14 protein-coding genes are annotated in these 22,537 nt (G+C 64.6%); 10 read left to right on the top strand and 4 right to left on the bottom strand.

The window, feature by feature from the left end; translation table 11 throughout:
* Nucleotides 1-9: 9 nt before the first annotated feature.
* A complete protein-coding gene (locus A9D15_RS07575; protein ID WP_066763648.1) occupies nt 10-1,686 on the top strand; it encodes an ArnT family glycosyltransferase in 1,677 nt (558 codons plus the stop codon).
* Here A9D15_RS07575 and A9D15_RS07570 read toward each other — a convergent pair.
* From A9D15_RS07570 to A9D15_RS07555, 4 genes are all read right to left on the bottom strand, one after another.
* The gene (locus A9D15_RS07570; protein WP_066763646.1) at nt 1,683-3,005 is read right to left on the bottom strand and encodes a sugar porter family MFS transporter; all 1,323 of its coding nucleotides are present in this window, start codon (nt 3,003-3,005) and stop codon (nt 1,683-1,685) included. The genes A9D15_RS07575 and A9D15_RS07570 overlap by 4 nt on opposite strands.
* 24 nt (nt 3,006-3,029) lie before the next feature.
* Nucleotides 3,030-4,451, bottom strand: coding sequence for an alpha-amylase family glycosyl hydrolase (locus A9D15_RS07565; protein ID WP_229660403.1), 1,422 nt, complete (start codon nt 4,449-4,451; stop codon nt 3,030-3,032).
* Entirely contained in the window at nt 4,448-5,962 is a 1,515-nt protein-coding gene (locus A9D15_RS07560; RefSeq protein WP_066763645.1) for an MFS transporter, read from the bottom strand. Before A9D15_RS07560 ends, A9D15_RS07565 begins: the two co-directional genes overlap by 4 nt.
* Nucleotides 5,963-6,096: 134 nt before the next feature.
* A complete protein-coding gene (locus tag A9D15_RS07555) occupies nt 6,097-7,134 on the bottom strand; it encodes a LacI family DNA-binding transcriptional regulator (RefSeq protein ID WP_066763644.1) in 1,038 nt (345 codons plus the stop codon).
* Between the two features lie 277 nt (nt 7,135-7,411).
* Here A9D15_RS07555 and A9D15_RS07550 point away from each other — a divergent pair, with 277 nt between their 5' ends.
* From A9D15_RS07550 to A9D15_RS07510, 9 genes are all read left to right on the top strand, one after another.
* Nucleotides 7,412-10,219: a TonB-dependent receptor gene (locus A9D15_RS07550; protein WP_066763642.1), complete on the top strand. Its 2,808-nt coding sequence runs from the start codon at nt 7,412-7,414 to the stop codon at nt 10,217-10,219.
* Between the two features lie 155 nt (nt 10,220-10,374).
* Nucleotides 10,375-11,877 (top strand): tryptophan halogenase family protein, encoded by a 1,503-nt coding sequence (locus A9D15_RS07545; RefSeq protein WP_066763639.1) that lies wholly within the window; start codon nt 10,375-10,377, stop codon nt 11,875-11,877.
* On the top strand, nt 11,874-13,715 hold the full coding sequence (locus A9D15_RS07540) for an alpha-amylase family glycosyl hydrolase (RefSeq protein ID WP_066763635.1): 1,842 nt from the start codon (nt 11,874-11,876) through the stop codon (nt 13,713-13,715). Before A9D15_RS07545 ends, A9D15_RS07540 begins: the two co-directional genes overlap by 4 nt.
* On the top strand, nt 13,712-15,289 hold the full coding sequence (locus A9D15_RS07535) for an alpha-amylase family glycosyl hydrolase (protein WP_066763633.1): 1,578 nt from the start codon (nt 13,712-13,714) through the stop codon (nt 15,287-15,289). Before A9D15_RS07540 ends, A9D15_RS07535 begins: the two co-directional genes overlap by 4 nt.
* On the top strand, nt 15,286-17,328 hold the full coding sequence (locus A9D15_RS07530; RefSeq protein ID WP_066763628.1) for a glycoside hydrolase family 97 protein: 2,043 nt from the start codon (nt 15,286-15,288) through the stop codon (nt 17,326-17,328). Before A9D15_RS07535 ends, A9D15_RS07530 begins: the two co-directional genes overlap by 4 nt.
* Nucleotides 17,325-18,812 (top strand): tryptophan halogenase family protein, encoded by a 1,488-nt coding sequence (locus A9D15_RS07525; RefSeq protein ID WP_229660402.1) that lies wholly within the window; start codon nt 17,325-17,327, stop codon nt 18,810-18,812. The genes A9D15_RS07530 and A9D15_RS07525 overlap by 4 nt, the downstream gene beginning before the upstream one ends.
* 299 nt (nt 18,813-19,111) lie before the next feature.
* Nucleotides 19,112-19,741, top strand: coding sequence for a TetR/AcrR family transcriptional regulator (locus A9D15_RS07520; protein WP_066763627.1), 630 nt, complete (start codon nt 19,112-19,114; stop codon nt 19,739-19,741).
* Nucleotides 19,738-21,423 carry an MFS transporter gene (locus A9D15_RS07515; protein ID WP_066763626.1) on the top strand — a complete coding sequence of 562 codons (1,686 nt, stop codon included), beginning with the start codon at nt 19,738-19,740 and terminating at the stop codon, nt 21,421-21,423. Before A9D15_RS07520 ends, A9D15_RS07515 begins: the two co-directional genes overlap by 4 nt.
* A complete protein-coding gene (locus A9D15_RS07510) occupies nt 21,420-22,535 on the top strand; it encodes an HlyD family secretion protein (protein ID WP_066763623.1) in 1,116 nt (371 codons plus the stop codon). The genes A9D15_RS07515 and A9D15_RS07510 overlap by 4 nt, the downstream gene beginning before the upstream one ends.
* Nucleotides 22,536-22,537: the final 2 nt, after the last annotated feature.

Here is a 22,537-nt window from a genome sequence, read left to right as displayed (position 1 = left end):
GATCCTGCCATGCGAGAAAACGGGGTAGAACGAACGGGCGGGCTTCGCGCGTTCATCGGGCCGCAGGCCGACCGCGGGCTTGCGCGGGTAGCGCTCGTCGCGATACTTGTCGCCGCCTTCCTGCTCCGCCTCGATTCCATCCGCTTCGGCCTGCCGGCCATGCTCGATCCGGACGAACTCATCTTTGAGTTGGGCGGGTACCGCATGATTTCCAGCGGCACGCTGAACCCCGGCTGGTTCGGACACCCCGCCACGATCACGATGTACGTCCTGGCCATCGTCGACGTGCTGGTCTTCGCCGTCGGCTGGATCGGCGGCCATTTCGCCTCTCCGGCACAGTTCGGCGACGCAATCTATAGCGATCCGGGCATGATCGTCCTGCCGGGGCGTATCGTCATGGCGCTGTTCGGCGTGGCCTGCGTCTGGCTGACCCACAAGCTGGCGCACCCCCTGTTCGATCGCCCCGTCGCGCTGATCGCGGCCGCGCTCGTCGCGGTGAGCCCGGTTCATGTCGGCCTGTCCCAGATCATCCGGTCAGACATGATGGCGACCTGCTTCCTGCTTGCCGCCCTGATCTGCGCTGTCGACATCATGCGGGACGGAAACCGGGGAAGCTACGTGCTTGGCGCACTTTTCGTGGCGCTGGCAACGACGACGAAGTGGCCTTTCGCATTGGCTTTCCTCGCCATTGCGGCCGCCATTGGCATGCGCGCCGCCAAGGGCGAGATCGGGCTGGGCACTGCGCTCGTGCGCGTTGTTGTCGTCTCCGTCCTCTCGGTCGTTTTCGCCGTACTGCTATCGCCCTATCTCGTGCTCGACTGGCAAACGCTGGTCTCGAACCTCGAGGGCGAGGCGCAGAAGCATCACATCGGCGCGACGGGCGGGACCTGGCTGCAGAACCTGGCCTTCTATGCCAGCGGCCCGCTCTGGCGCTCACTCGGCCCGGTGGCGCTCGCGCTTGCCGCGATCGGCTTGTTCACGCGGTCTTCGCGGCGCGAGTTCCTGCCGCTTGCCGGTCCGGTCGCGGTCGGCTTTCTTGTTGCCTTCGCGGTCCAGACACTGGTCTGGGAACGCTGGATCCTGCCGTTCATCCCTCTTGTCGCGATTGCCGCGGCACTGGGTCTGCAAGCCGCGTGGCGCATGGTCGGCCATGGACTGAAGCCCAAGGTGGCAGCAGGTCTGGCCGGCATCGTCGGGTTCGCGATGATCCTGCCACCGATGATGGAGACGAGCGCCGACACGGCAGAGCGCAAGGCCGACACCCGTGTCATCGCGACGAATTGGCTCAAGGCCAATGCCGCCCCCGATGCCTCGATCCTTGTCGAACACTTCGCCTTCGACCTTGCGCCGACCGACCACCGGGTGCTGTTCCCGCTGGCCGAGGCTGGGTGCCTTGATGCGCGCGACATTCTTTCGGGCAAGATACAGTACGACGAGGTCGATGCCGTGCGAGGGGGCAATTCCAACCTCGATTACGCGGCCATCCCTGCCGACATGCGCGAAACGTGCCGCGCCGACTATGCAGTGCTGACCCAGTTCAGCCGCTATCGCGCCGAAGCGGATCGCTATCCCGAAAAGTGGGCTGCCTATCGCGACCTGATTGCCAGCGGCCGCGTGGTCGCCCGCGTCCGCCCCGTGCGTGGAAAGATCGGCGGCTACGAAGCGGTCGTCGTCGACTTGCGCTAGGCGCGCTTCAGCAGGTCCGCCGCAATATTTTCGAGGCTGCGCCCGCGCGTCTCGACCATTGCAAAGCGTACCCAGACCAGTTGCAACACCATCATCGCGGCAAAAAACGCGAAGATCGCGACCGGCGACACCTTGGCCAACACGACCGGCATGACCAGCGTCAGCAGGGCTGCAAAGACCCAGTGCGTACCTGCGCCCAGCGACTGGCCCTTGGCGCGGGCGGCGCTGGGGAAGATCTCGCTGATATAGACCCAGATCACCGCGCCCTGCCCGATGGCGTGAACCGCGATGAAGGCGAAGATGAAGGGCAGTACAAGCGCGAACTGGCCTACCGCAAAGCCATAGGCAGTCATGCCCAGCGACACGATGTAGCCGAAGCTGCCCAGATACATCAGGAACTTGCGCCCCGTCCGGTCGATCAGCATCAGGCCGGTCAGCGTGAAGACGAGATTCACGACCCCGATCCCCACCGTCGCCAGCAGCGCGGTCGACGATCCCGCGCCCGACATCTCGAAGATGCGCGGCGCGTAGTAGATGATCGCATTGATGCCAGAGAGCTGGTTGAAGAACGCTATCAGGAAGGCGAGCATCGCGGGGCGGCGATAGTGCTTCGACAGGAACTGGCCCCAGGTGATCGAGCGCGCCTCGGCCCGTGCCTCCGCCTCGATCGCGGCGACGGTTTCGTCCACCGCGGCCGGGTTGACGCGCGCCAGAATGCTGCGCGCCTCGGCCTCGCGGCCCGAATGGAGCAGCAACCAGCGCGGGCTTTCGGGAATGGCGAATGTCGCGGCGAGATAGGCGAGCGCGGGGACGACTTCGGCGCCCAGCATCCAGCGCCAGTCGTCGCTGCCCGTGCCGCCGATCAGCCAGTTCGTGGCAAAGGCGACAAGGATTCCGGTGACGATCATCGTCTGGAACAGCGCAACCAGCCGCCCGCGCTGTGCCTTGGGGGCGATCTCGGCGATATAGGCGGGTGCGGCGACCGAACTGGCGCCCACGCCAAGCCCGCCGATCAGGCGGAACAGGATGAACGAGGTGGGATCCCACGCCAGCGCCGAACCGATGGCCGACACGGCATATAGCACGCCGATGGCGATCAGCGTCGGCTTGGGCCCGAAGCGATCGGACGGCCAGCCGCCGAGCAGCGCGCCGACGACCGTGCCCCAGAGCGCTGCCGATATGGCAAGCCCGTGCATTGCGTCCGACAGGTTCCAGACCCGCTGCACCGCCTGTTCCGCGCCCGATATGACCGCGGTATCGAACCCGAAAAGAAACCCGGCGAGCGCGGCGACGAGCGCCCATCTTGCGTGACTGCCCATCGCCCCTGCCCTTTTCCCGCTCTCTTACTTCGCGCCCGACGACAGCAGGCGATAGCCCCATGCCGGAAGCTCGACCGTGTCGCCATCCTTGATGGTCACGCTCTCACCCGAGCGGAACTCGGTATAGGTGCCCGCCGCCAGCGCATCGGTCAGCTTCGCGCTGACGGGCTTTGCCGAAAGGTTGAACAGGCCGACGACCTTGTTGCCGTCCTCTTGCCGGACCCATGCGAAAAGCTGCTGCGGCTTGTCGTTCACCACCTGGCTCATCCGCGCGCCCCACTGGCCGTTCGCCAGCACCGGATTGGCCTTGCGGAAGGTGATCAGATCGCTGATCAAATCGCCAAGCTCGCAATCCTCGCCCTGGCTCCAGTCGATCGGATCCTTCTCGAAGAACTCCAGCCGCTTGGCGTTGCAGGCTTCCTGGCCGTTGTAGACCATCGGCAACCCCTCGCCGGTGAAGGAAAGCGCCATGAACGCCGGAAGTGCATCGCCGAAATTCTCGTACTGCGTGCCTTCCCAGGAATTGCTGTCGTGGTTTGCGATATAGGTGAGGCGCATGGCCTCCTCCGGCCAGTTGCTCTGGTTTTCTGCGTAATAGCCGAACAATGCGGTGGCGTCGGCCTTGCCCTGCGCGATGTTCTTGACCGTCGTGTGCCATTCCCACGCATAGACCGCGTCGAAGGCCTTGCGGGTCAGATCGGGAGTCTTCCATTCGGCCAACATGAAGACCGGCTTGATCGCGTCGAGCCTTGCGCGTTCGGTTTCCCAGAAGTCGATCGGGACATAGCCGGCCACGTCGGCACGGTATCCGTCGACATCGAATTCGCGGACCCAGTATTCCATCGCCTCGCCCACGTGCTGGCGCACGCCGGGCTTTGACCAGTCGAGGTCGATGACGTCGGACCAGTCCCACCAGGGCGTCGGACGGAAGTCGCCTTTCCAGTCCTTTTCGTACCAGTCGGGATGCTTGGCCGCGAGCTCGTTGTCCCAGGCGGTATGGTTGGCGACGAGGTCGAGGATCACGTGAAAGCCCTGCTCATGGGCGGCGTCGACAAAGTGCCTGAAGTCCTCCTTCGTTCCGAACTCGGGGTTCACATCGTAATAGTCCTTCACCGAATAGGGGCTGCCCAGCGTCCCCTTGCGGTTCTTCTCGCCGATCGGGTGGATCGGCATGAGCCAGAGGATGTCGACGCCCAGTTCCTTGAGCCGCGGCAGTTCCTTTTCGGCGGCGCGGAACGTGCCTTCCTCGGTGAACTGGCGCGTGTTTATCTGGTAGAGAACCGCGTCCTTCGACCATTCGGGATGGCTCAGCTCCACGTAGGGCTGCGGCGTCCACGGGTCGGCGCTGACTTCGGGTTCCTCGGGCGCGCTGCCCATGGCGTAGAGCGAGCCGGCACCCAGCAGGGCGGCACCAGCGGCGATGATGAGGGGGCGGGTCAGTTTCACGCGTTCCTCGCAGGTATGGCGGCCGAAACGCGGGTCATCGCCAATGCGGCAATGGCCCATGCGGCGGCGGCGAAAAGCATCGTCCAGACCGGCTCTCCGGGGAAGAACGCCAGCATGATCGAGCCCATGACGGTCGCGACCAGAAGCTGCGGCACGACGATGAAGATGTTGAACAGGCCCATGAAGATGCCAAGCTTCGCCTGCGGCAGGTTCGACGCGAGGATGGCATAGGGCATGGCCAGGATCGAGGCCCAGGAGATGCCGATCCCGATTTCGCACACGATCAGCGCTTTGGCATCACGCAGGAAGAAAAAGCCGAGAAAGCCCAGCGCGCCCAGCGTCAGACAGATCGAGTGCGTGCGGACCTGCCCGAACTTGCGCGACAGCCACGGCAAAAGGACCAGCGCAGCGATCGCCGCGACCCCATTGTAGACCGTGAAGAGCACGCTCACCCAGTTCGCGCCTTCGTTATAGGCGGCGCTGGCCGTGTCGGTGGAGCCGTAGACATATTGCGTGACGACAGGCGTGGTGTTGATCCACATGATGAACAGCGCCGACCACGAGAAGAACTGAACGAGCGCGAGCCGCTTCATGACCGGCGGCATACCCGAAAAGTCGCCGACGATACTGGAAAGCATGTTGGGCTTCGTGCCCTGCCGCGCCATGCGGATCGCGACGATTTCGAGTACGCCGTAAATCGCGAGCAGCGCTCCGAGGAGAAGCACTTCCTTCTGCAGGCCCAGCATGTCGACCGCCAGCGCCACGATGATGCCAGCGACGATCCACGCAATACCGCCCAGCGGGTTCTTCGCGGCCAGACGCGCTGTGATCTCTCCGGCGTCGTCCGCTTCGACGTGGCCGGTGAACGCGGCCTGTTCCTCGGGGCTGTATTCGCGCGTGGTGACGACCGTCCAGACAACCGCCGCAAGGATGGCAAAAGCGCCGAACCAGAAGGCATAGCGCACCGTATCGGGCAGCGCGCCTTCGGGCGCGACGTTGGCGACACCCATGTGTTCAAGCAGCCAGGGGAAGATCGAGCCCAGCACCGCGCCCGCGCCGATGAATGCGGTCTGCACGGCATAGCCCGCCGCGTGCTGGTCGGTGCGCAGCATATCGCCGACGAAGGCGCGGAACGGCTCCATCGAGATATTGAGGCTGGCATCGAGCACCCAGAGCATGGCCGCGGCAAAGACCAGCGGCGCAGCGATGGCAGGGGCGAGCGGCATGAGGAACAGCGCGATAGCGGCCAGTACCGCACCGGTCAGGAAATAAGGGCGGCGGCGGCCAAGGCGGTTCCACGTCCGGTCCGACAGGTGCCCGATGATCGGCTGCACGATAAGGCCCGTCAGCGGTGCCGCGACCCAGAGCGCGGGGAGATCGTCCTTGCTGGCGCCCAGCGTCTGGAAGACGCGGCTCATGTTCGCGTTCTGCAGCGCGAAGCCGACCTGGATGCCGAAGAATCCGAAGCTGATGTTCCACAGGCCCCAGAAGCCCTGCCGCGGTTTTTCCATCGCGGAACGATCCTTTCCCGTTGCCCCGCAGCTGTCATCGCGCCGCGTGGGGTCGGGTCAGGTCACACGGCGCACGCCGGTCGCACAACAAGAATACGAATGTATCGCGCTGCACCACAACCGCAGTGCATGGCCTAGCGCGGGACGGTACTGCCCCTCACGATAAGCCGTGTCGGCAAGCGAACATCAGGGCCGGCGCGGCGCGCGATCTGCGCCATCAGGGTATCGACCAGCCTTGCGCCAGCGCCCGCCACGTCCTGCTGTACGGTGGTGAGCGGCGGGCTCGTCAGGCTGGCGGCGGGGATGTTGTCGAAGCCGATGACTGCGACGTCCTCGGGGATTTTCAGGCCCGCACCGACCAGCGCCCGCATTGCGCCGATGGCGATAAGATCGCTGGCGGCAAAGATCGCGTCGAAGGATTTTTTCGAGGCCAAGAGCTCGCTCGCCGCGCGATAACCTGCGTCCTCGGTGGTCAGCGCGTCGTATTGCAGCGAGGGATCGGGCTCGACGCCTGCGTCGCGCATGGCGGCGCACAAGCCTTCGTAGCGGTGGGCGAATTCGGGATACCGGCTGGTCGCATGGCCGAGGAAGGCGATCTTGCGGCGGCCGATGGACAATAGGTGCTCACCCGCCAGCCGCCCTGCACCGAGGTTATCCGAGCCGATCGTCGATCCGCTGTCGTCGCTGCGCACCGATCCCCAGCGGGCGAAATGCGTGCCCTGCTCGACCAGCTTGTCGAGGCGCGAGCGATAGAGGTCGTAGTCGCCGTAACCCAGCAGGATCAGCCCGTCGGCACGGTTCGAATCCTGGTACCGGACGTGCCAGTCGTCCTCCAGCCGCTGGAACGAGATGAGCAGGTCCAGCCCCCTGTTCGCGCAGGCCCGCGTGATCGACCCCAGCATGGCGAGGAAGAACGGGTTGATCATGCTGTCGTCGGACGTCGGATCCTCGAAGAACAGCAACGCGATCGTGTTCGACCGCTGCGAGCGCAGGGAAGAGGCGTTCTTGTCGACCGTGTAATTCAGGTCGCGGGCGATCCGCTCTATCTTCTCGCGTGTTTCCTTGCTGACCGACAGGTCCCCGCGCAGCGCGCGGCTGACGGTGGGCTGCGATACCCCCGCCGCATATGCGATGTCGAAACTGGTGGGCTTGCCGGTCGGCCTGCGCCCCATCGCTCCCTCCCGCTGAGCAATTGCCGCACGGGTCAGCATAGCCCAGCATCTCACATACGGGAAGCAAAACAGCACCGGTCAAACCGATGATTTGGAACGATTTAACCCGCTATCATCAGCTTTTCGCAGTGGCAGCGTATACGTATGCTGTCTTCTCGGGCGGGGCATTTCGGATTTATCAGCGGCCAATCGCCTGCATCCCACGATGGATTGCACGGCCAGAATCCAAGGGGGCACGCGGACAAGCGAAGCCTTCGCGCCAAGGGGACTGAGGAAGATGAATTTCCGGACCAAGTTGAGTCAGAGCGCCAGCGCCACCGCATTCACGGTCGCGCTCGTCACGCTTGCAGCGCCTGCCGTAGTTCACGCGCAGGAAGCCACCGTCGAGCCCGGTGACCAGGACGTTTCCGAAGAGGACGCGCAGAGCGTCATCGTCGTGTCGGGCTATCGCCAGGCGCTGGAAACCTCGATCAACCTGAAGCGCGAAAGCCCGGTCATCGCCGAGGCGTTCAGCTCCGAAGACATCGGCAAGCTGCCCGACGTCTCAATCGCGGAAACGCTGGGCCGCCTGCCCGGTCTTGCCGTGCAGCGCATCAACGGCCGCGCCCAGTCGCTTTCGGTTCGCGGTCTTGGCCCCGACTACTCGACCTCGCTCCTCAATGGTCGCGAGCTCGTTTCCTCGGGCGATAACCGCGCCGTCGAATATGACCAGTATCCCTCCGAACTGATCGACCAGGGCGTCGTCTACAAGACGCCCTATGCCGGTCTGATCGGTCAGGGCCTTGCCGGCACCGTCGACCTGCGCACGATCCGTCCGCTGTCGAAGGGTGAGCGCATCGTCTCGGTCGCAGGCCGTATCGAAGTCAACGAAGACGGCTCGCTGAACCCCGATCTCAAGGGCTGGGGTTATCGCGCCACCGGCACCTATGTCGACCAGTTTGCCGACGACACGCTCGGCGTTGCCCTCGGCCTCGCGCTGCAGTCCAGCCCGAGCCAGGTCGAGCGTTTCAACGCATGGGGCTATCCGGACGACGCCGGCTACATGGTGCTGGGCGGCATGAAGCCGTTCTCCAAGTCGGTCGACCTCGATCGTCTGGGTGCATTCGGCACGATCGAGTGGGAGCCCAGCCCCGACTGGAATACTTCCGTAGACCTCTTCTACGCCGATTACCGCGAACGCATCCCGATGCGCGGCATCGAGTTCCCGCTCAACCCGGGCTGGGGCGCAAGCACGACGATCACCGACAACTCAGGCGGCGACTTCCCCGATTCGGTGACTTTCGCCAACGTGCAGCCGGTCGTGCGCAACGACTATGACCGCAAGGACACCGAGACTTTCGCCGCTGGTTGGAACACCAAGTACGAAAACGACGACATCCTGCTGAACCTCGACGTTTCCTACTCGAAAGCGGATCGCCGCCTGCAGCAGATCGAGAGCTACTCGGGCTTCGGCTATGGCGCGAGCAGCGACGATCCGTCGGACACCGTCACCTATACCCGCAGCGACAGCGGCTTCCCCTTCCAGTTCTCGAACACCGCGGATTATTCGGACACCGGCACGATCGTGCTGACCGACCCGCGCGGTTGGGGCGGCGGGCGCAACATCGTCCAGACCGGCTTCATCAACGACACCATGACCAAGGACGAACTGTGGTCGGCCCGCGGCGAGATCGTCGGCAAGCTCGAACACCCGTTCGTGAAGCAGCTGGTCGCCGGCGTCGCCTACTCCGATCGTTCGAAGACGCGCGACATCACGCAGAACTTCCTGAGCCTTTCGGGCGGTTCGACCAACCCGAACGATGCGAACGCGGTCCTCGAAATGACGATCCCGTCAGACGCACTGCTGAGCCCGATCGACTCGCTCGGCTTCCTCGGCTTCGGCCCGCAGGTCGCGTACAACCCGTTCACGCTGATCGAGAACGGCACTTACGTCCTTACCGACGTCCAGAGCTCGGACCTGCCGTTCCCGGGTGACTGGACCGTGACCGAGAAGGTCTGGACCGGCTACTTACGTGCAGATCTCGACACCGACCTCGGCGCTATGTCGATGACTGGCAATATCGGCGTGCAGGTCGTCTATACCGACCAGTCGTCGAGCGGTTTCGATTCGCCGGGTGGCATCAATGCGGTACGCACGCCGGTAACGTCGGGTGACAAGTACGCTCACGTCCTACCCTCGATGTCGCTGAACTTCGAAGTGGCGCCGGACTCGAAGGTCCGCTTCGGCGCGGCCCGTACGCTGGCCCGTCCGCGCATGGACCAGCTGAACGCCTCGTCGAACGCATCGGTCTCGAACCTGCCGCAGGGCGCCCTGAACTCGCTGTTCTCGGCCAGCGGCGGCAACCCGAAGCTGCGTCCGTACATCGCGGACAGCGTCGACCTGTCGTTCGAACACTACTTCGCGGGCGGCAAGGGCTACATCGCGGTCGCGGCCTACCACAAGTGGCTGGACGACTTCGTGAACCCGAACGCGGTCAGTGTTGTGCGTGATTTCTCGTACCTGCTGCCAACGCTCAGCCCCGAGCAACAGGCCATTGTCGATGCGACTACCACGCTCGGCTTCGTCAGCGGCCCGGACAACACGGCCGACGGCACGATCCGCGGCATCGAGGCCAGCATGGCGATCCCGTTCTCGATGTTTTCGGAAGCTCTTGACGGCTTCGGTTTCCAGACCAGCGTCGCCTATACCGACAGCAAGCTGACGGTTTACGACACGGTCGCCGACACCTCGTTCGAAAGCGACGTTCCGGGCCTGTCGAAGTGGGTCGTCAACTCGACGGCGTTCTTCGAAAACGGCGGCTTCGAGGCGCGCCTGTCGCACCGTTACCGCTCTTCGTTCCTGGCCGAGTTCATCGGCATCTCGGCCAGCCGCCAGTTCCGCCAGACTTACGCGGAATCGATCTTCGACGCACAGGTCGGCTATCGCTTCCAGTCCGGCGCACTCGATGGCCTGTCGCTGACGGTCCAGGCTCTGAACCTGACCGACGAGCCCTTCGTTTCGTACCAGAGCGACGACCGCGACCAGGTCATCGACTACGAACGTTATGGCCGTACCTACCTTGTCGGCGCGTCCTACCGGTTCTGATCGCCAGATCTGATCGGTAGACGTCTCCCCCACCCCCGGCCGGGCTCTCTCCCTCACCTCGCCCGGCCGGGGATCTTCCTTCGCGAAGAACCCCGGGATACCGCTCTGGCACGAAGCGTCGAGATACGGGCGCAAGAACACAGGGGCGAAGTGACATGGAGCAGACCAGACCCTCTATCCTCATCGCCGGCGGCGGGACTGCCGGATGGATGGCTGCAGCCGCGCTCTCGCGGTTCGCGACCGGGCACGACATCGTGCTGGTCGAAAGCGAGGCGATCGGCACGGTGGGCGTCGGCGAAGCGACGATCCCCCAGATCCACCTTTTCAACAGCGCGCTCGGCATCGACGAGGCTGAATTCCTTCGCGAGACGAAAGGAAGCTTCAAGCTCGGCATCGAGTTTGACGGCTGGCAGCGCGAGGGCGAGGCCTACATGCACGCCTTTGGCGCCATCGGGCGCGGCGCGGGGCTGTTGCCCTTCCAGCATTACTGGCTGCGCGCGAAGAAACTGGGGCTGGCCAAGCCGCTGCAGCGCTATTCGCTGAACGAACTGGCCGCGCGCACCATGCGGATGCAGCGCGGACGGCGCGCACCGGGTTCGCCCGAGATGCCTTATGCCTATCATTTCGATGCAGGGCTCTACGCCGCATACCTTCGCCGCTATGCCGAAGCGCGCGGCGTCACGCGGCACGATGGGCTGATCGCCAGCGTCGAGCGTGATGGCGAGAGCGGCGAAATCGCCTCGGTCACGCTGGATGACGGGCGCCTACTGGCGGCTGATTTCTTCATCGACTGCACCGGCTTTCGCGGGCTTCTGATCGAAGGCGCGCTTGAAACCGGTTTCGACGACTGGACGAATTACCTGCCCTGCGACCGCGCGATGGCCGTCCCTTGCGCGGGCGGCGGGGACTTCACGCCCTACACCCGTTCCATAGCGCGCAAGGCGGGCTGGCAGTGGCGCATTCCGCTGCAACACCGCATCGGCAACGGCATCGTTTTCTCCTCGACTCACATGGACGAGGACGAGGCGGCATCGATCCTCCTCGCCAATCTCGACGGCGAGGCGCTGGGCGATCCGCGCCCGATCCGCTTCCGCACCGGCAAGCGCCGCCTGCACTGGAACCGCAACTGCCTTGCCATCGGGCTTGCCGCGGGCTTCATGGAGCCGCTGGAATCGACCAGCATTCACCTGATTCAGAGCGCGATCAGCCGCTTTCTCGCCGTCCTGCCTGCGGGCAAGCCGAGCAAGGCGGTGATCGACCATTTCAACGCGCAGGCCGATTTCGAGTGGATGCGCATCCGCGATTTTCTGGTGCTCCACTACACCGCGAACGAACGGGTTGGTCAGCCCTTCTGGGACGCGGTGCGGAGCATGGAACTGCCCGCAACGCTGACCGACAAGATCGCCCTGTGGCGCGAAGCGGGCTTCATCCACCGCGAGCACGAGGAACTGTTCACCGAAGTCGCCTGGTTCCAGGTCTTTGCCGGACAGGGCGTGGAGGCGGAGGGCTACAACCCCATCGCCGATGCCATGCCCGAGGATGACCTTCGCACCCTGCTGGATGGAACCGAGGCCGCGCTGGTCGAGGAAGTGCGCGCCATGCCGCGCCACATCGATTTCCTGGAGCAGATGATCTCGCAGGCGAAGGTATCCGCATGACGATCCGCCACGCCCTTCTCGGCTCTCTCGCTGCGCTTGCTCTTGCAGGGTGCGCCACGACGCAGGCCCCTGCCGAACCGCCGGTCGACGGCACATTCCGCCTGCGCGCGCCTTCCGAGGAAGTGGTCTATTTCGTCCTGCCCGACAGGTTCGAGAACGGCGATGCCTCGAACGACCTTGGCGATTTTACCGGCGACCGGCTGGCAACGGGCTATGACCCGACGGCCAAGGGCTTCTTCCATGGCGGCGACCTCAGGGGGCTGACGCAGCGGCTCGACTACCTGCAGGGCATGGGCGTCACCGCGATCTGGTTCGCGCCGATCTTCCAGAACAAACCGGTGCAGGGGCCGAAGGGTGACGAAAGCGCGGGCTATCACGGATACTGGGTCACCGACTTCACCCGCCCCGACGGGCACTTCGGCACGCGCGCGGAATTCCGCGACTTCGTCGATGCGGCGCACGCGCGCGGGATGAAGGTCTACATGGACATCATCACCAACCACACCGCCGACGTTATCATGTTCCGCGAGGACCAGGCGCATGGCTTCCCTTATCGCAGCCGCGCCGACTACCCCTACTCCACTAGGGGAGGCACTAACGGCGCGCCGATCAATCCCGGCTTTGAAGGCGATCAGGACAGCAGCGCGGAGAACTTTGCCAGGCTGATCGATCCTGCTTTTGCCTATACGCCGATCGTCCCGGCGGGCGAAGAGGACGTGAAGGTCCCGGCCTGGCTGAACGATCCGATCTACTATCACAATCGCGGCAATTCGACCTTCACGGGCGAGGACAGCCGCTTCGGCGACTTTTCGGGCCTCGACGACCTGTTCACCGAACATCCCCGCGTGCGCGAAGGGATGATCGAGATCTACGCATCATGGGTGGAGGATTTCGGCGTCGACGGCTTCCGCATCGATACCGCGCGCCACGTCGATCCCGGCTTCTGGCAGGAATTCGTCCCCGCGCTGAAGGCCCGTGCCGCTGCGCGCGGCATTCCGAATTTCCACATGTTCGGCGAAGTCTACAAGGATGTGCCCGACAGCGGCTACATCGCGCAATACACGCGCCGCGATAATCTGCCCGCCGTGCTGGACTTCGCATTCCAGGCCGCGATGCGCGAACTGCTGGGCCGCGATAAGGGCACGGTGGTCCTTGCCCACATGTTCGACGGCGACGTCCTGTATGAAGGGGGCGAGGAAGCGGCGATGAACCTGCCAACCTTCCTTGGCAATCACGACATGGGCCGGTTCTCGACCCTGATCCGCGAAGACATGCCCGAAATCTCGCAAGACGAACTGCTCGCCCGCGTCATGCTGGGCCATGCCATGATGATGACCCTGCGCGGATCGCCGGTGATCTATTACGGCGACGAACAGGGCTTCGTTGGCGACGGCAACGACCAGCTCGCCCGCGAGGACATGTTCCCCAGCCGTACCGCGGTCTACAACGACAATGTCCTCATCGGCACCGACGCCACGACCGCGACTGCCAATTTTGACACTGGCCACCCGATCTACACGCTGATCGCCGAGTTATCGGCTCTGCGCCGCGCCCATCCCGCCCTGTCGCGGGGCAGGCAGGTCGTGCGCGGGTATGAACAGGAACCGGGGCTTTTCGCCGCCTCCCGCTTCGACCCCGAAACGGGCCGCGAATACCTTCTCGCATTCAACACCACCGCCAAACCGATCACCCGCAACGTCGTCGTCGGGACCGCTGCCCGCACGATCTCCGCGCTGTCGGGAACCTGCCCTGCCGGCGTCACGGCGCCGGGCAGCGTACGGGTGTCCCTTGCGCCATTCGGTTGGGCGGTGTGCCGCATCGAAGAGACTGACCAATGACCGATACCCTCCCCTGGTGGCGCGGCGCGACGATCTACCAGATCTATCCGCGCAGCTTCATGGATTCGAACGGCGACGGCATCGGCGACCTGCCGGGCATCACGGCAAAGCTCGACTATGTCGCGCGGCTGGGCGTCGATGCGATCTGGGTCTCGCCCTTCTTCCTCTCGCCGATGAAGGACTTCGGCTACGACGTCGCCGATTTCCGCGCCGTCGATCCGATCTTCGGGAATCTGGACGATTTCGACGCGTTGGTTAAGCGCGCCCACGAACTGGGACTGAAGGTCCTGATCGACCAGGTCATGTCGCATACGTCGGACGAACACGCCTGGTTCGTCGAAAGCCGGTCCAGCAGGGACAATCCAAAGGCCGACTGGTACGTCTGGGCCGATCCCAAGGACGAAGGATCCCCCCCGTCGAACTGGCAGTCGGTGTTCGGCGGACCGGCGTGGACGTGGGATGCGCGACGCAGGCAGTATTACCTGCACAACTTCCTTTCCAGCCAGCCCCAGTTGAACGGGCATTGCCGCGAAGTGCAGGACGCGATGCTGGCCAACCTGCGTTTCTGGCTGGACCGGGGCGTCGACGGGTTCCGTATGGACGCGCTGAACTTCGCGATGCACAATCCGGAGATGACGGACAATCCGCCCGCCTACGACCGGCGCGTGGAACGGACGCGTCCTTTCGACTACCAGCTTCGCATCAACAACCAGTCGCACGCCGACATCCCGGCCTACGTCCGGCGGATCCGCGAACTGACCGACCAGTACGATGCCATCTTCACCGTCGCCGAAGTGGGCGGCGACGATGTCGAGGAGGAGATGCGCGCCTTCACGTCCGACGACAAGCATCTCAACTCCACCTACGGCTTCAACTTCCTCTATGCCGAGAAGCTGACGCCCGCCCTCGTCTGCAAGGCGCTGACCGAGTGGCCGGACGAGCCGGGCACGAACTGGCCGAGCTGGGCCTTCGAGAACCACGACGCGCCGCGCGCGATCTCGCGCTGGTGCCCGCCAGAGGACCGGACACGCTTCGGCCTGATGAAGATGGCGCTTCTCGCCACGGTGCGGGGCAACATCATCATCTACAACGGCGAGGAACTGGGCCTGGAACAGGTCGACATCCCTTTCGACCAGTTGCAGGACCCGGAGGCGATCGCCAACTGGCCGCTCACCCTGTCGCGCGACGGTGCCCGCACGCCGATGCCGTGGACGCCCGAAGGCGGCTTCACCACCGGCGATCCGTGGCTGCCCTATGGCGCGCAGAACCTGGCGAAATCCATCGCCGCGCAGGAGGCGACCCGCGACTCGCTGCTCAGCCACACGCAGGCGATGCTGGCACTTCGCAATGCCCATCCCGCCCTGCACCACGGCGCGGTCGTCCATTGCCGGCACGAAGGCGCGTTGCTGTCCTTCCGCCGCCGGTACGGGGACGAAACCGTCGACTGCTTTTTCAACTTGTCTGCCGATCCCGTCGCGCTTTCGGGCGTGGCGAACGGCGAAATCCTGCTCGCGCTGAACGATGCGACGCCGCGCGAACTTCCCGCATACGGAGCCCTGATCGTAAGCCTATGACTCTCACTCGCCTGCTGTCGGCCTCCCTTGCCGCAATCGCCTTTTCGACCACCGCCCTTGCCGGGACCGTGCAGTCGCCGGACGGGCGCATCACGGTCACGCTCGACACCGACAACGAGGGCAAGCCCTTCTACGAGGTGTCCCGCGACGGCGAGACCCTGATCGCGGCATCGGCACTGGGCTTCAACTTCACGGACGAGGACCCGCTCCGCCGCAACATGGGCATCGTGGCAGAGGCGAGAGACAGCGTCGACACGCGCTGGGAACAGCCCTGGGGCGAACGCCAGTTCGTCGCCGACCGCCACAACGAACTGGCCGTAACCTTTGCCGAAAAGTCGAAGACCCCGCGCGGCTTTACCGTGCGGATGCGCGTCTTCGATGACGGCGTCGGCTTCCGCTACGAATTTGCCGGCCGCAAGGATCATCCCGAAACGCGCATTGCCGAGGAACTGACCGAATTCGTCATCGCACCCGAAGGCAAGGCATGGTGGATCCCGGCAGGCGACTGGAACCGCTACGAATATCTCTATTCCGAAACGCCCATCGACGCGGTCTCGATGGCGCATACGCCCATGACCGTGCGGCTTGCAGACGGCACGCACCTATCTTTCCACGAAGCCGCGCTGGTCGATTATTCGGGCATGTGGCTTCAGCGCCTTCGGGGCCAGCGTTTCCGCGCCAATCTGGCGCCGTCTTCGCGCGGGGCGAAAGTCGTGCGGCAGGGCGCGTTCGAAACGCCGTGGCGCACAATCCGCATTTCCGACGATGCGGCCGGTCTTGTAGAGAGCGACCTCGAACTCAATCTCAACGAGCCGAACAGGCTGGGCGATGTCAGCTGGTTCGACCCGGCCAAGTACATCGGCATCTGGTGGGGCATGATCTCCAACCGGTGGAGCTGGGCGCAAGGCGACAAGCACGGCGCCACGACCGAGCGGACGAAGCAGTACATCGACTTTGCGGCCAAGCACGGTTTTCGCGGCGTGCTGGTCGAAGGGTGGGACTATGGCTGGGACGGGACATGGTTCGGCAATGGCCGTGACTTCAGCTTCACCAAGGCATACCCTGACTTCGATATCGAGGCGCTTTCCGCCTATGCGAAGAAGAAGGGCGTGCACCTGATCGGTCACCACGAAACCGGCGGCAACATCGCAAACTACGAAGCGCAGCTGGCCGACGCGATGGCGCTTTACGGCAGACTGGACATCGACGTGGTGAAGACCGGCTATGTCGCCGATGCCGGCAGCATCATCGCCTGCAATGCCGACATCGCCGATCCGTGCGAAGGGCAGGTCATGGAATGGCATGACGGCCAGCGACAGGTGCAGCACCACCTGAAAGTCGTCGAGGAAGCGGCGAAGCACAAGATCGCGGTGAACCCGCACGAACCGGTCAAGGACACCGGACTTCGCCGCACCTACCCCAACTGGGTCGCCCGCGAAGGCGCGCGCGGTCAGGAATACAATGCGTGGGGCGCGTTCAACAACGGGCCGGACCACGAACCGACGCTGGTCTATACCCGCATGCTGTCGGGGCCGATGGACTACACGCCGGGCATCCTGAGCCTCAAGGGCGACAACGACGTTCCGCTCGCCTCTACACTGGCGAAACAGCTCGGCCTCTATCTCGCGATCTATTCGCCGATCCAGATGGCGGCGGACTTCGTGGAAAGCCTTGCCGAACATCCGAAGGAACTGGAGTTCATCAAGGCCGTCCCCGCCGACTGGGCCGAAAGCCACCTGATCGCGGGCGAAGTGGGCGACTATGCGATCTTTGCGCGCAAGGACCGCAACAGCGACGACTGGTACGTCGGCGGCATCAACGACGCGACCGAGCGCGAAGTGACGGTCGCCTTCGACCACCTCGACGAAGGCCGCACTTATGATGCGACGATCTGGAAGGACGGCGAAAACGCGACCTACCTTACCGATGCCCGGCACGAAATCGCCTACGATGCCCGCAAGGTTCGCAAGGGCGACACGCTGAGGGTCCGCCTCGCCCCCGGTGGCGGGCTGGCGATCAGGCTGCAACCTCGCAAGTGAACGCGTCCGCCGCCTCGATACCGCCGCGCGTGGTGGTGCTGGGCGGCGGCAGTGCCGGGTGGATCACCGCCTGCCTGCTGGCCAGGGAATGGGGCGCGGATCGCGTCACCGTGGTCGAAAGCCCCGAGATCGGTATCATCGGAGTGGGCGACGGGTCCACGCCGCAGCTGAAGGCACTGTTCGAACATCTCGGCATTGCCGAGGCCGAGTGGATGACCGCCTGCGACGCGACCTTCAAACTGGGCATCCGCTTTACGGGGTGGAGCGAGCGGGCGGGCTATGACAGCTATTTCCATCCCTTCCCCAGCCCGGTCGACCTGCATACCGAACCCGGCTTCGTCCACGCCTGCGCGCTGGCGCGGCGCGGGTTCGAGGCACCGGCTCATCCCGACGCATGGTTCCTCGCAGCGAAGCTGGCGGATGAGGGCAAAGGACCGCAAGCCGCGCCGAACTTCCCCTTCGCGCCGACCTACGGCTACCATTTCGATGCCTACAAGCTGGGCGCATTCCTGCGCGAATGGGCAACCGTGCGCGGGGTCAGGCACCTGCCGCTGAAGGTGGCGAACGTGGAGATCGGCGCTGACGGAAACGTCGCCGCGCTCGCCTGTTCGGACGGCACGCGGATCGAGGGCGATATGTTCGTCGACTGTTCGGGCTTCCGCTCGATCATCGCGCAGCAGGCCTTGCGCGAGCCTTTCGTGTCGTTCGCCGACAACCTGTTCAATGACCGCGCCGTCGTCATGCCGACACGGCGCGGAGACAGCTACACGCCCCAGACCGAGAGCATCGCGATGAAGGCGGGCTGGCGCTGGTCGATCCCGCTGACGACGCGGGTGGGCAACGGCTACGTCTATTCCTCGCGCCACATCAGCGACGACGATGCCGAGGCGGAACTACGCACGGCTCTGGGCGCCGAGGCCGTGGGGGCCGAGGCGCGGGTCCTCAGAATGAAAGTCGGGCGGGTCGAAAAAAGCTGGACCCGCAACTGCCTCGTCGCAGGGCTTGCCCAAGGGTTTATCGAACCGCTGGAGGCAACGGCGCTCCACATCGTTATCGCAACAGCCCTCGATTTCGTCCGCGCCTATGAGGCAGGCGACATGGGCGATGGCCACCGCGACGAATTCAATGCCCGAACGGCTGCGCGATACGACGCGATCCGCGACTACATCGTCGCGCACTACCGGATGAGCCAGCGTACCGATACGGACTACTGGCGCGAGAATGCGGCGAACCAGGCGCTGTCGGACAGCCTGAAGGCAATGATGACAGCTTGGTTCACGCAAAAGGACATCGCGGCAGCCAATATCGAGACCTACCAGACCCCGCACTACGCCCCGATGAGCTGGCACTGCCTGTTCGCAGGCTATGGGACATTCCCGCCCGAAGCGAAGATGCGCCCCCGCCCCGCCGAACTGGCCGCGCCGCCATTGGCGGAGGCAGAGACGCTCCTCGCCGCCAGCGCTTCGAACTTCGCGCCGCTATAGGCTTCAGCCGCGGCGATAATCGGGCTGCGATCCGGCAGCGTCCCAGTATCCCGGCAAGCCCCAACCGCGCGAACCGCCGGTCGGCGCGCATGGGGGCGGTCACCGGCTCGAACGGCTGGCGCGTGTCGCGCCACTCTATCCAAACGCCGCCATCCGGTGTGCAGTCGGGAACCCTGCCGGTGTTGTGCAGGCGATGTGAGTCGCACCGGCCGTGAAGGCGAGCGATCTTGTCGGTTTATTCAACAGTCATTGAATATCAGAATGTCGTCACTTATGTTGCACCGCACAAGGAATGGTGAATGGTTGAACGACGCGGGCGCGGACGCCCAAAGGAAACCGATACCGATACCAGCGCGGCCATCTCCAGAGCCGCGCTGCAACGCTTCGCAGCCCAAGGGTTCGAGGCGACGTCGCTGCGCGAGATCGCGGCGGACGCAGGCGTCGATGTCGCGCTCATCTCCTATCGCTTCGGAGGCAAGCTGGGCTTGTGGAAGGCCATCGTCTCGCAGTCGGGCCTCGATCTGCGCGATGTGTTGGAACGGGCGGTCGAAGGCATCGATGAGGATGATGCGCAGGCGCGGCTCGACCGGTCGGCGCGCGCGTTTCTCGCCCATCTGCTTGAGCGTCCCGAAGTGCCCAAGCTGCTGTTGCGCGACATTACGGTGAATGGCGATCGTTCGCAGTGGCTTCTCGAAACGCTTTCGATGCCGCTCCATCGGCGTTTCGTAAGGCTTGAACAAGCGGCGGCCGAGAAACGACCGACCCCGCCGGCACACCTCGAGTTCAAGGTCGCCAGCTTCATCTATGCCGCCGCCAGCTCGGTCGCCCGCCGCGACCGGCTCGGCAAGCTGATCGATGGGATCGATAGCGACGCGGAATTCGCAGCGGCATTGGAAGCCACCCTGATCGAAGGGCCGCTCGCGCCATGAACGACCGCGACACTCTCATCGACGATCTGGGCGGTTACAGGTTCAAGCCTCACGAGATGCCGATTCTCCCCGGCTCTCCCGCCAATCCCGATCACCCGAACACGCGCCGCGCGGCTTATCTGGCAATCGGCGTGTTCATGGGGCTTGTCGGCGGGGCGCAAAACGGCTTTCTCCTCGCCAACACACCCGCGCTTCAGGCAAAGTTCGCAATCACCCCGGTCGAGGCCGGCTGGCTGACGGTCGCGTTCTATTCGACTTACGCGACGATGAGCATGCTGCTGTTTCGCGTAAGACAGGAATTCGGCATTCAGCCTTTCGTACGCTGGGCCATGGCGGGGCTGGTCGCGGCCAACTTCGTACAAATGATCGAGCCGGGTTATTACCCCGAACTCGCCGCCCGCGCCGTTGCGGGCATGACGGCGAGCGGGCTTTCGGCGCTGGCCATCTATTACCTGATGCAGGGGCTTCCGCCCAAAATCAGGGTCGGCGGCCTCGTGATTTCGCTCGGCCTTACACAAGTCGCCTTCCCGCTTACGCGCGCGCTTTCACCGGCATTGCTGGTCGATGGCGACATCGGTCATGTCTTCCAGTTCCAGTTCGCCATGTCGCTGCTGGGCTTCGGCATGGTCTACATGCTTCGCCTGCCCCCCGGCGTGCGCCACAAGACGTTCGAGAAGCTCGACATACCCAGCATCGCACTCTTCGTCATCGGCGTCGCCTCGCTTTGCGCGTTCCTCATCCAGGGCCGCATCCAGTGGTGGGACACCCCATGGCTCGGCCAGGCGCTGGCCGTCGCGATCCTCGGCCTTGGCGGCTGTCTCCTGATCGAGGCTAACCGCAAGAGCCCGATGCTCGACCTCAGCTGGTTGTCGAGCCGCTCGATCCTTTCGCTTGCACTGGTCGGCGCGACGGTGCGCATACTGGTTGCCGAACAGGGCTTCGGGGCCAGCGGCCTGTTTTCTGCCCTCGGTTACGGGAACGAGCAGCTGACCGGCTATTTCTGGGTGCTGGCCGGCGCCACCTTCGGCGGCATGGCGCTGTCGGTCGCGCGGCTCGATCCAAAGGACCTGACCCGGCCCGTGCTTTTCGCGATCCTCGTCATCTGCATCGCAGCCTTTGCCGACACGCGAACCGGCGTGATGACCCGCCCACAGGATCTGTACGTCACGCAGGCAGCCATCGCCTTTGCCGCGGTCTTCGCGATGGGTCCGATCATGATGGAAGGCATGCTGCGCGCGATCGCAGCGGGCCCCAGCTTCGTGATCGGCTTCATCGCGATCTTCTCGCTTTCGCAATCGCTCGGCGGCCTTGCGGGCATATCGCTGCTTTCGGCCTTTCATACCGTGCGCCTCAAGACGCACCTCATCGATGCCGGCAGCACGCTGACGCTGGCAAACCATCAACTGGGGCAGGCGCTGGGGAATGCCGCGCGGACCGTCGCCCCCTTCCAGACCGACCCCGCGCTGCGCCAACAGGTGGCAGCATCGGGCATAACGCAGAAGGTGGGCCGCGAAGCGGCAGTTCTCGCCTTCAACGACGTCTTCTTTCTCATCGGCATGCTGGCGGCGCTGACATTCGTCGCCGTCTTCGTGCCGTGGCTCATCAACAGGATCCGCGGGCGCAATCCGCTCGCCAAGGAATTGGCCTTCATGGAGGCCATGATCGCAAGGACCAGACAATGACGAATACCCCTCCGTCACAGCCCGAAACCGAGGCCGCGCCGGACAGCGCGCCCGCACCCGAACAGGCTACCGGGTGGTCGCCCAATCCCTCGCGCCAGCGCGTCGTCATCGCCGCCGTTGCCATCATGCTCGGCGTTCTGGCCGCGCTCTTCGCATGGGGCCTACCGCCGTTCGATGGCGGCGACGAAACCACCAATAATGCCTATGTCCGTGGGCGCACCACGGTCGTCAGCCCGCAAGTCGGTGGCTATCTCGTCGAAGTGCCGGTGGTCGACTTCCAGCGCGTGAAGAAGGGCGATCTGCTTGCGCGGATCGACGATGCGCCTTTTCAGGAAAAGGTGCAGCAGGGCGCAGCGAATACCGCGGCGCAGAAGGCCACGCTTGCCAACAGCGCGCAAAGCCTGCGTTCCGCGCAGGCGCAGCTCGAACTTCAGGATGCAGCAGTCGCGGCTGCGCGTGCAGGGCTGCAGAAGGCGCAGGCCGACATGAACCGCATCGCCGAACTCGTCGACGAAGGCTCGGTCTCGCTGCGCGAACGCGACCAGGCCCGCGCCGCGCTGCAACAGGCGCAGGCGGGCGTGCGACAGGCGCAGGCCCAGCGCGCGATCGCGCTAGAAAACATCCGTTCGGTCAATGTCGGGCGCGGCGCGCTCGAAGCGCAAGTCGCCGGTGCCGAGGCCACTAAAGGGCTTGCCGAGTTCGAACTGTCGCGCACCGAAATCCGCGCGCCGCGTGCAGGCCGGTTGAGCGAGGTGACCGCGCGTGTGGGCCAGCTCGTCACTGCCGGAACGCAGCTCATGTACATCGTCCCCGACGACCTTTGGGTGGTCGCGAACTTCAAGGAAACGCAGACTGCCGACATGGCCGTCGGCCAGCGCGCCACGCTGGAAATCGACGCGCTGGGCGGCGTGAAGCTGGCGGGCCGCGTCCAAAGCATCGCACCTGCCGCCAGCAGCGAGTTCAGCGTGGTAAAACCTGACACCGGCGCAGGCAATTTTGTGAAAGTGCCGCAGCGCATCGCCGTGCGCATCGTGCTCGACACGGGGCAGGAAGCGGCCAGGCGGCTCGGCCCCGGCATGTCGGTAGTCGCCACAGTACACACGGAGGACTGATC

The organism is Croceicoccus pelagius (genome assembly GCF_001661915.1).
Lineage (GTDB): Bacteria > Pseudomonadota > Alphaproteobacteria > Sphingomonadales > Sphingomonadaceae > Croceicoccus > Croceicoccus pelagius.
This window is presented reverse-complemented; position numbering and strand designations above follow the sequence as displayed.

What these genes read in the sequence shown, in the direction of transcription:
- A9D15_RS07575 (WP_066763648.1), top strand. Translation starts at nt 10, where the DNA reads ATGCGAGAAAACGGGGTAGAACGAACGGGCGGGCTTCGCGCGTTCATC.
- A9D15_RS07570 (WP_066763646.1), bottom strand. Translation starts at nt 3,005, where the DNA reads ATGGGCAGTCACGCAAGATGGGCGCTCGTCGCCGCGCTCGCCGGGTTT.
- A9D15_RS07560 (WP_066763645.1), bottom strand. Translation starts at nt 5,962, where the DNA reads ATGGAAAAACCGCGGCAGGGCTTCTGGGGCCTGTGGAACATCAGCTTC.
- A9D15_RS07555 (WP_066763644.1), bottom strand. Translation starts at nt 7,134, where the DNA reads ATGGGGCGCAGGCCGACCGGCAAGCCCACCAGTTTCGACATCGCATAT.
- A9D15_RS07550 (WP_066763642.1), top strand. Translation starts at nt 7,412, where the DNA reads ATGAATTTCCGGACCAAGTTGAGTCAGAGCGCCAGCGCCACCGCATTC.
- A9D15_RS07545 (WP_066763639.1), top strand. Translation starts at nt 10,375, where the DNA reads ATGGAGCAGACCAGACCCTCTATCCTCATCGCCGGCGGCGGGACTGCC.
- A9D15_RS07540 (WP_066763635.1), top strand. Translation starts at nt 11,874, where the DNA reads ATGACGATCCGCCACGCCCTTCTCGGCTCTCTCGCTGCGCTTGCTCTT.
- A9D15_RS07535 (WP_066763633.1), top strand. Translation starts at nt 13,712, where the DNA reads ATGACCGATACCCTCCCCTGGTGGCGCGGCGCGACGATCTACCAGATC.
- A9D15_RS07530 (WP_066763628.1), top strand. Translation starts at nt 15,286, where the DNA reads ATGACTCTCACTCGCCTGCTGTCGGCCTCCCTTGCCGCAATCGCCTTT.
- A9D15_RS07520 (WP_066763627.1), top strand. Translation starts at nt 19,112, where the DNA reads ATGGTTGAACGACGCGGGCGCGGACGCCCAAAGGAAACCGATACCGAT.
- A9D15_RS07515 (WP_066763626.1), top strand. Translation starts at nt 19,738, where the DNA reads ATGAACGACCGCGACACTCTCATCGACGATCTGGGCGGTTACAGGTTC.
- A9D15_RS07510 (WP_066763623.1), top strand. Translation starts at nt 21,420, where the DNA reads ATGACGAATACCCCTCCGTCACAGCCCGAAACCGAGGCCGCGCCGGAC.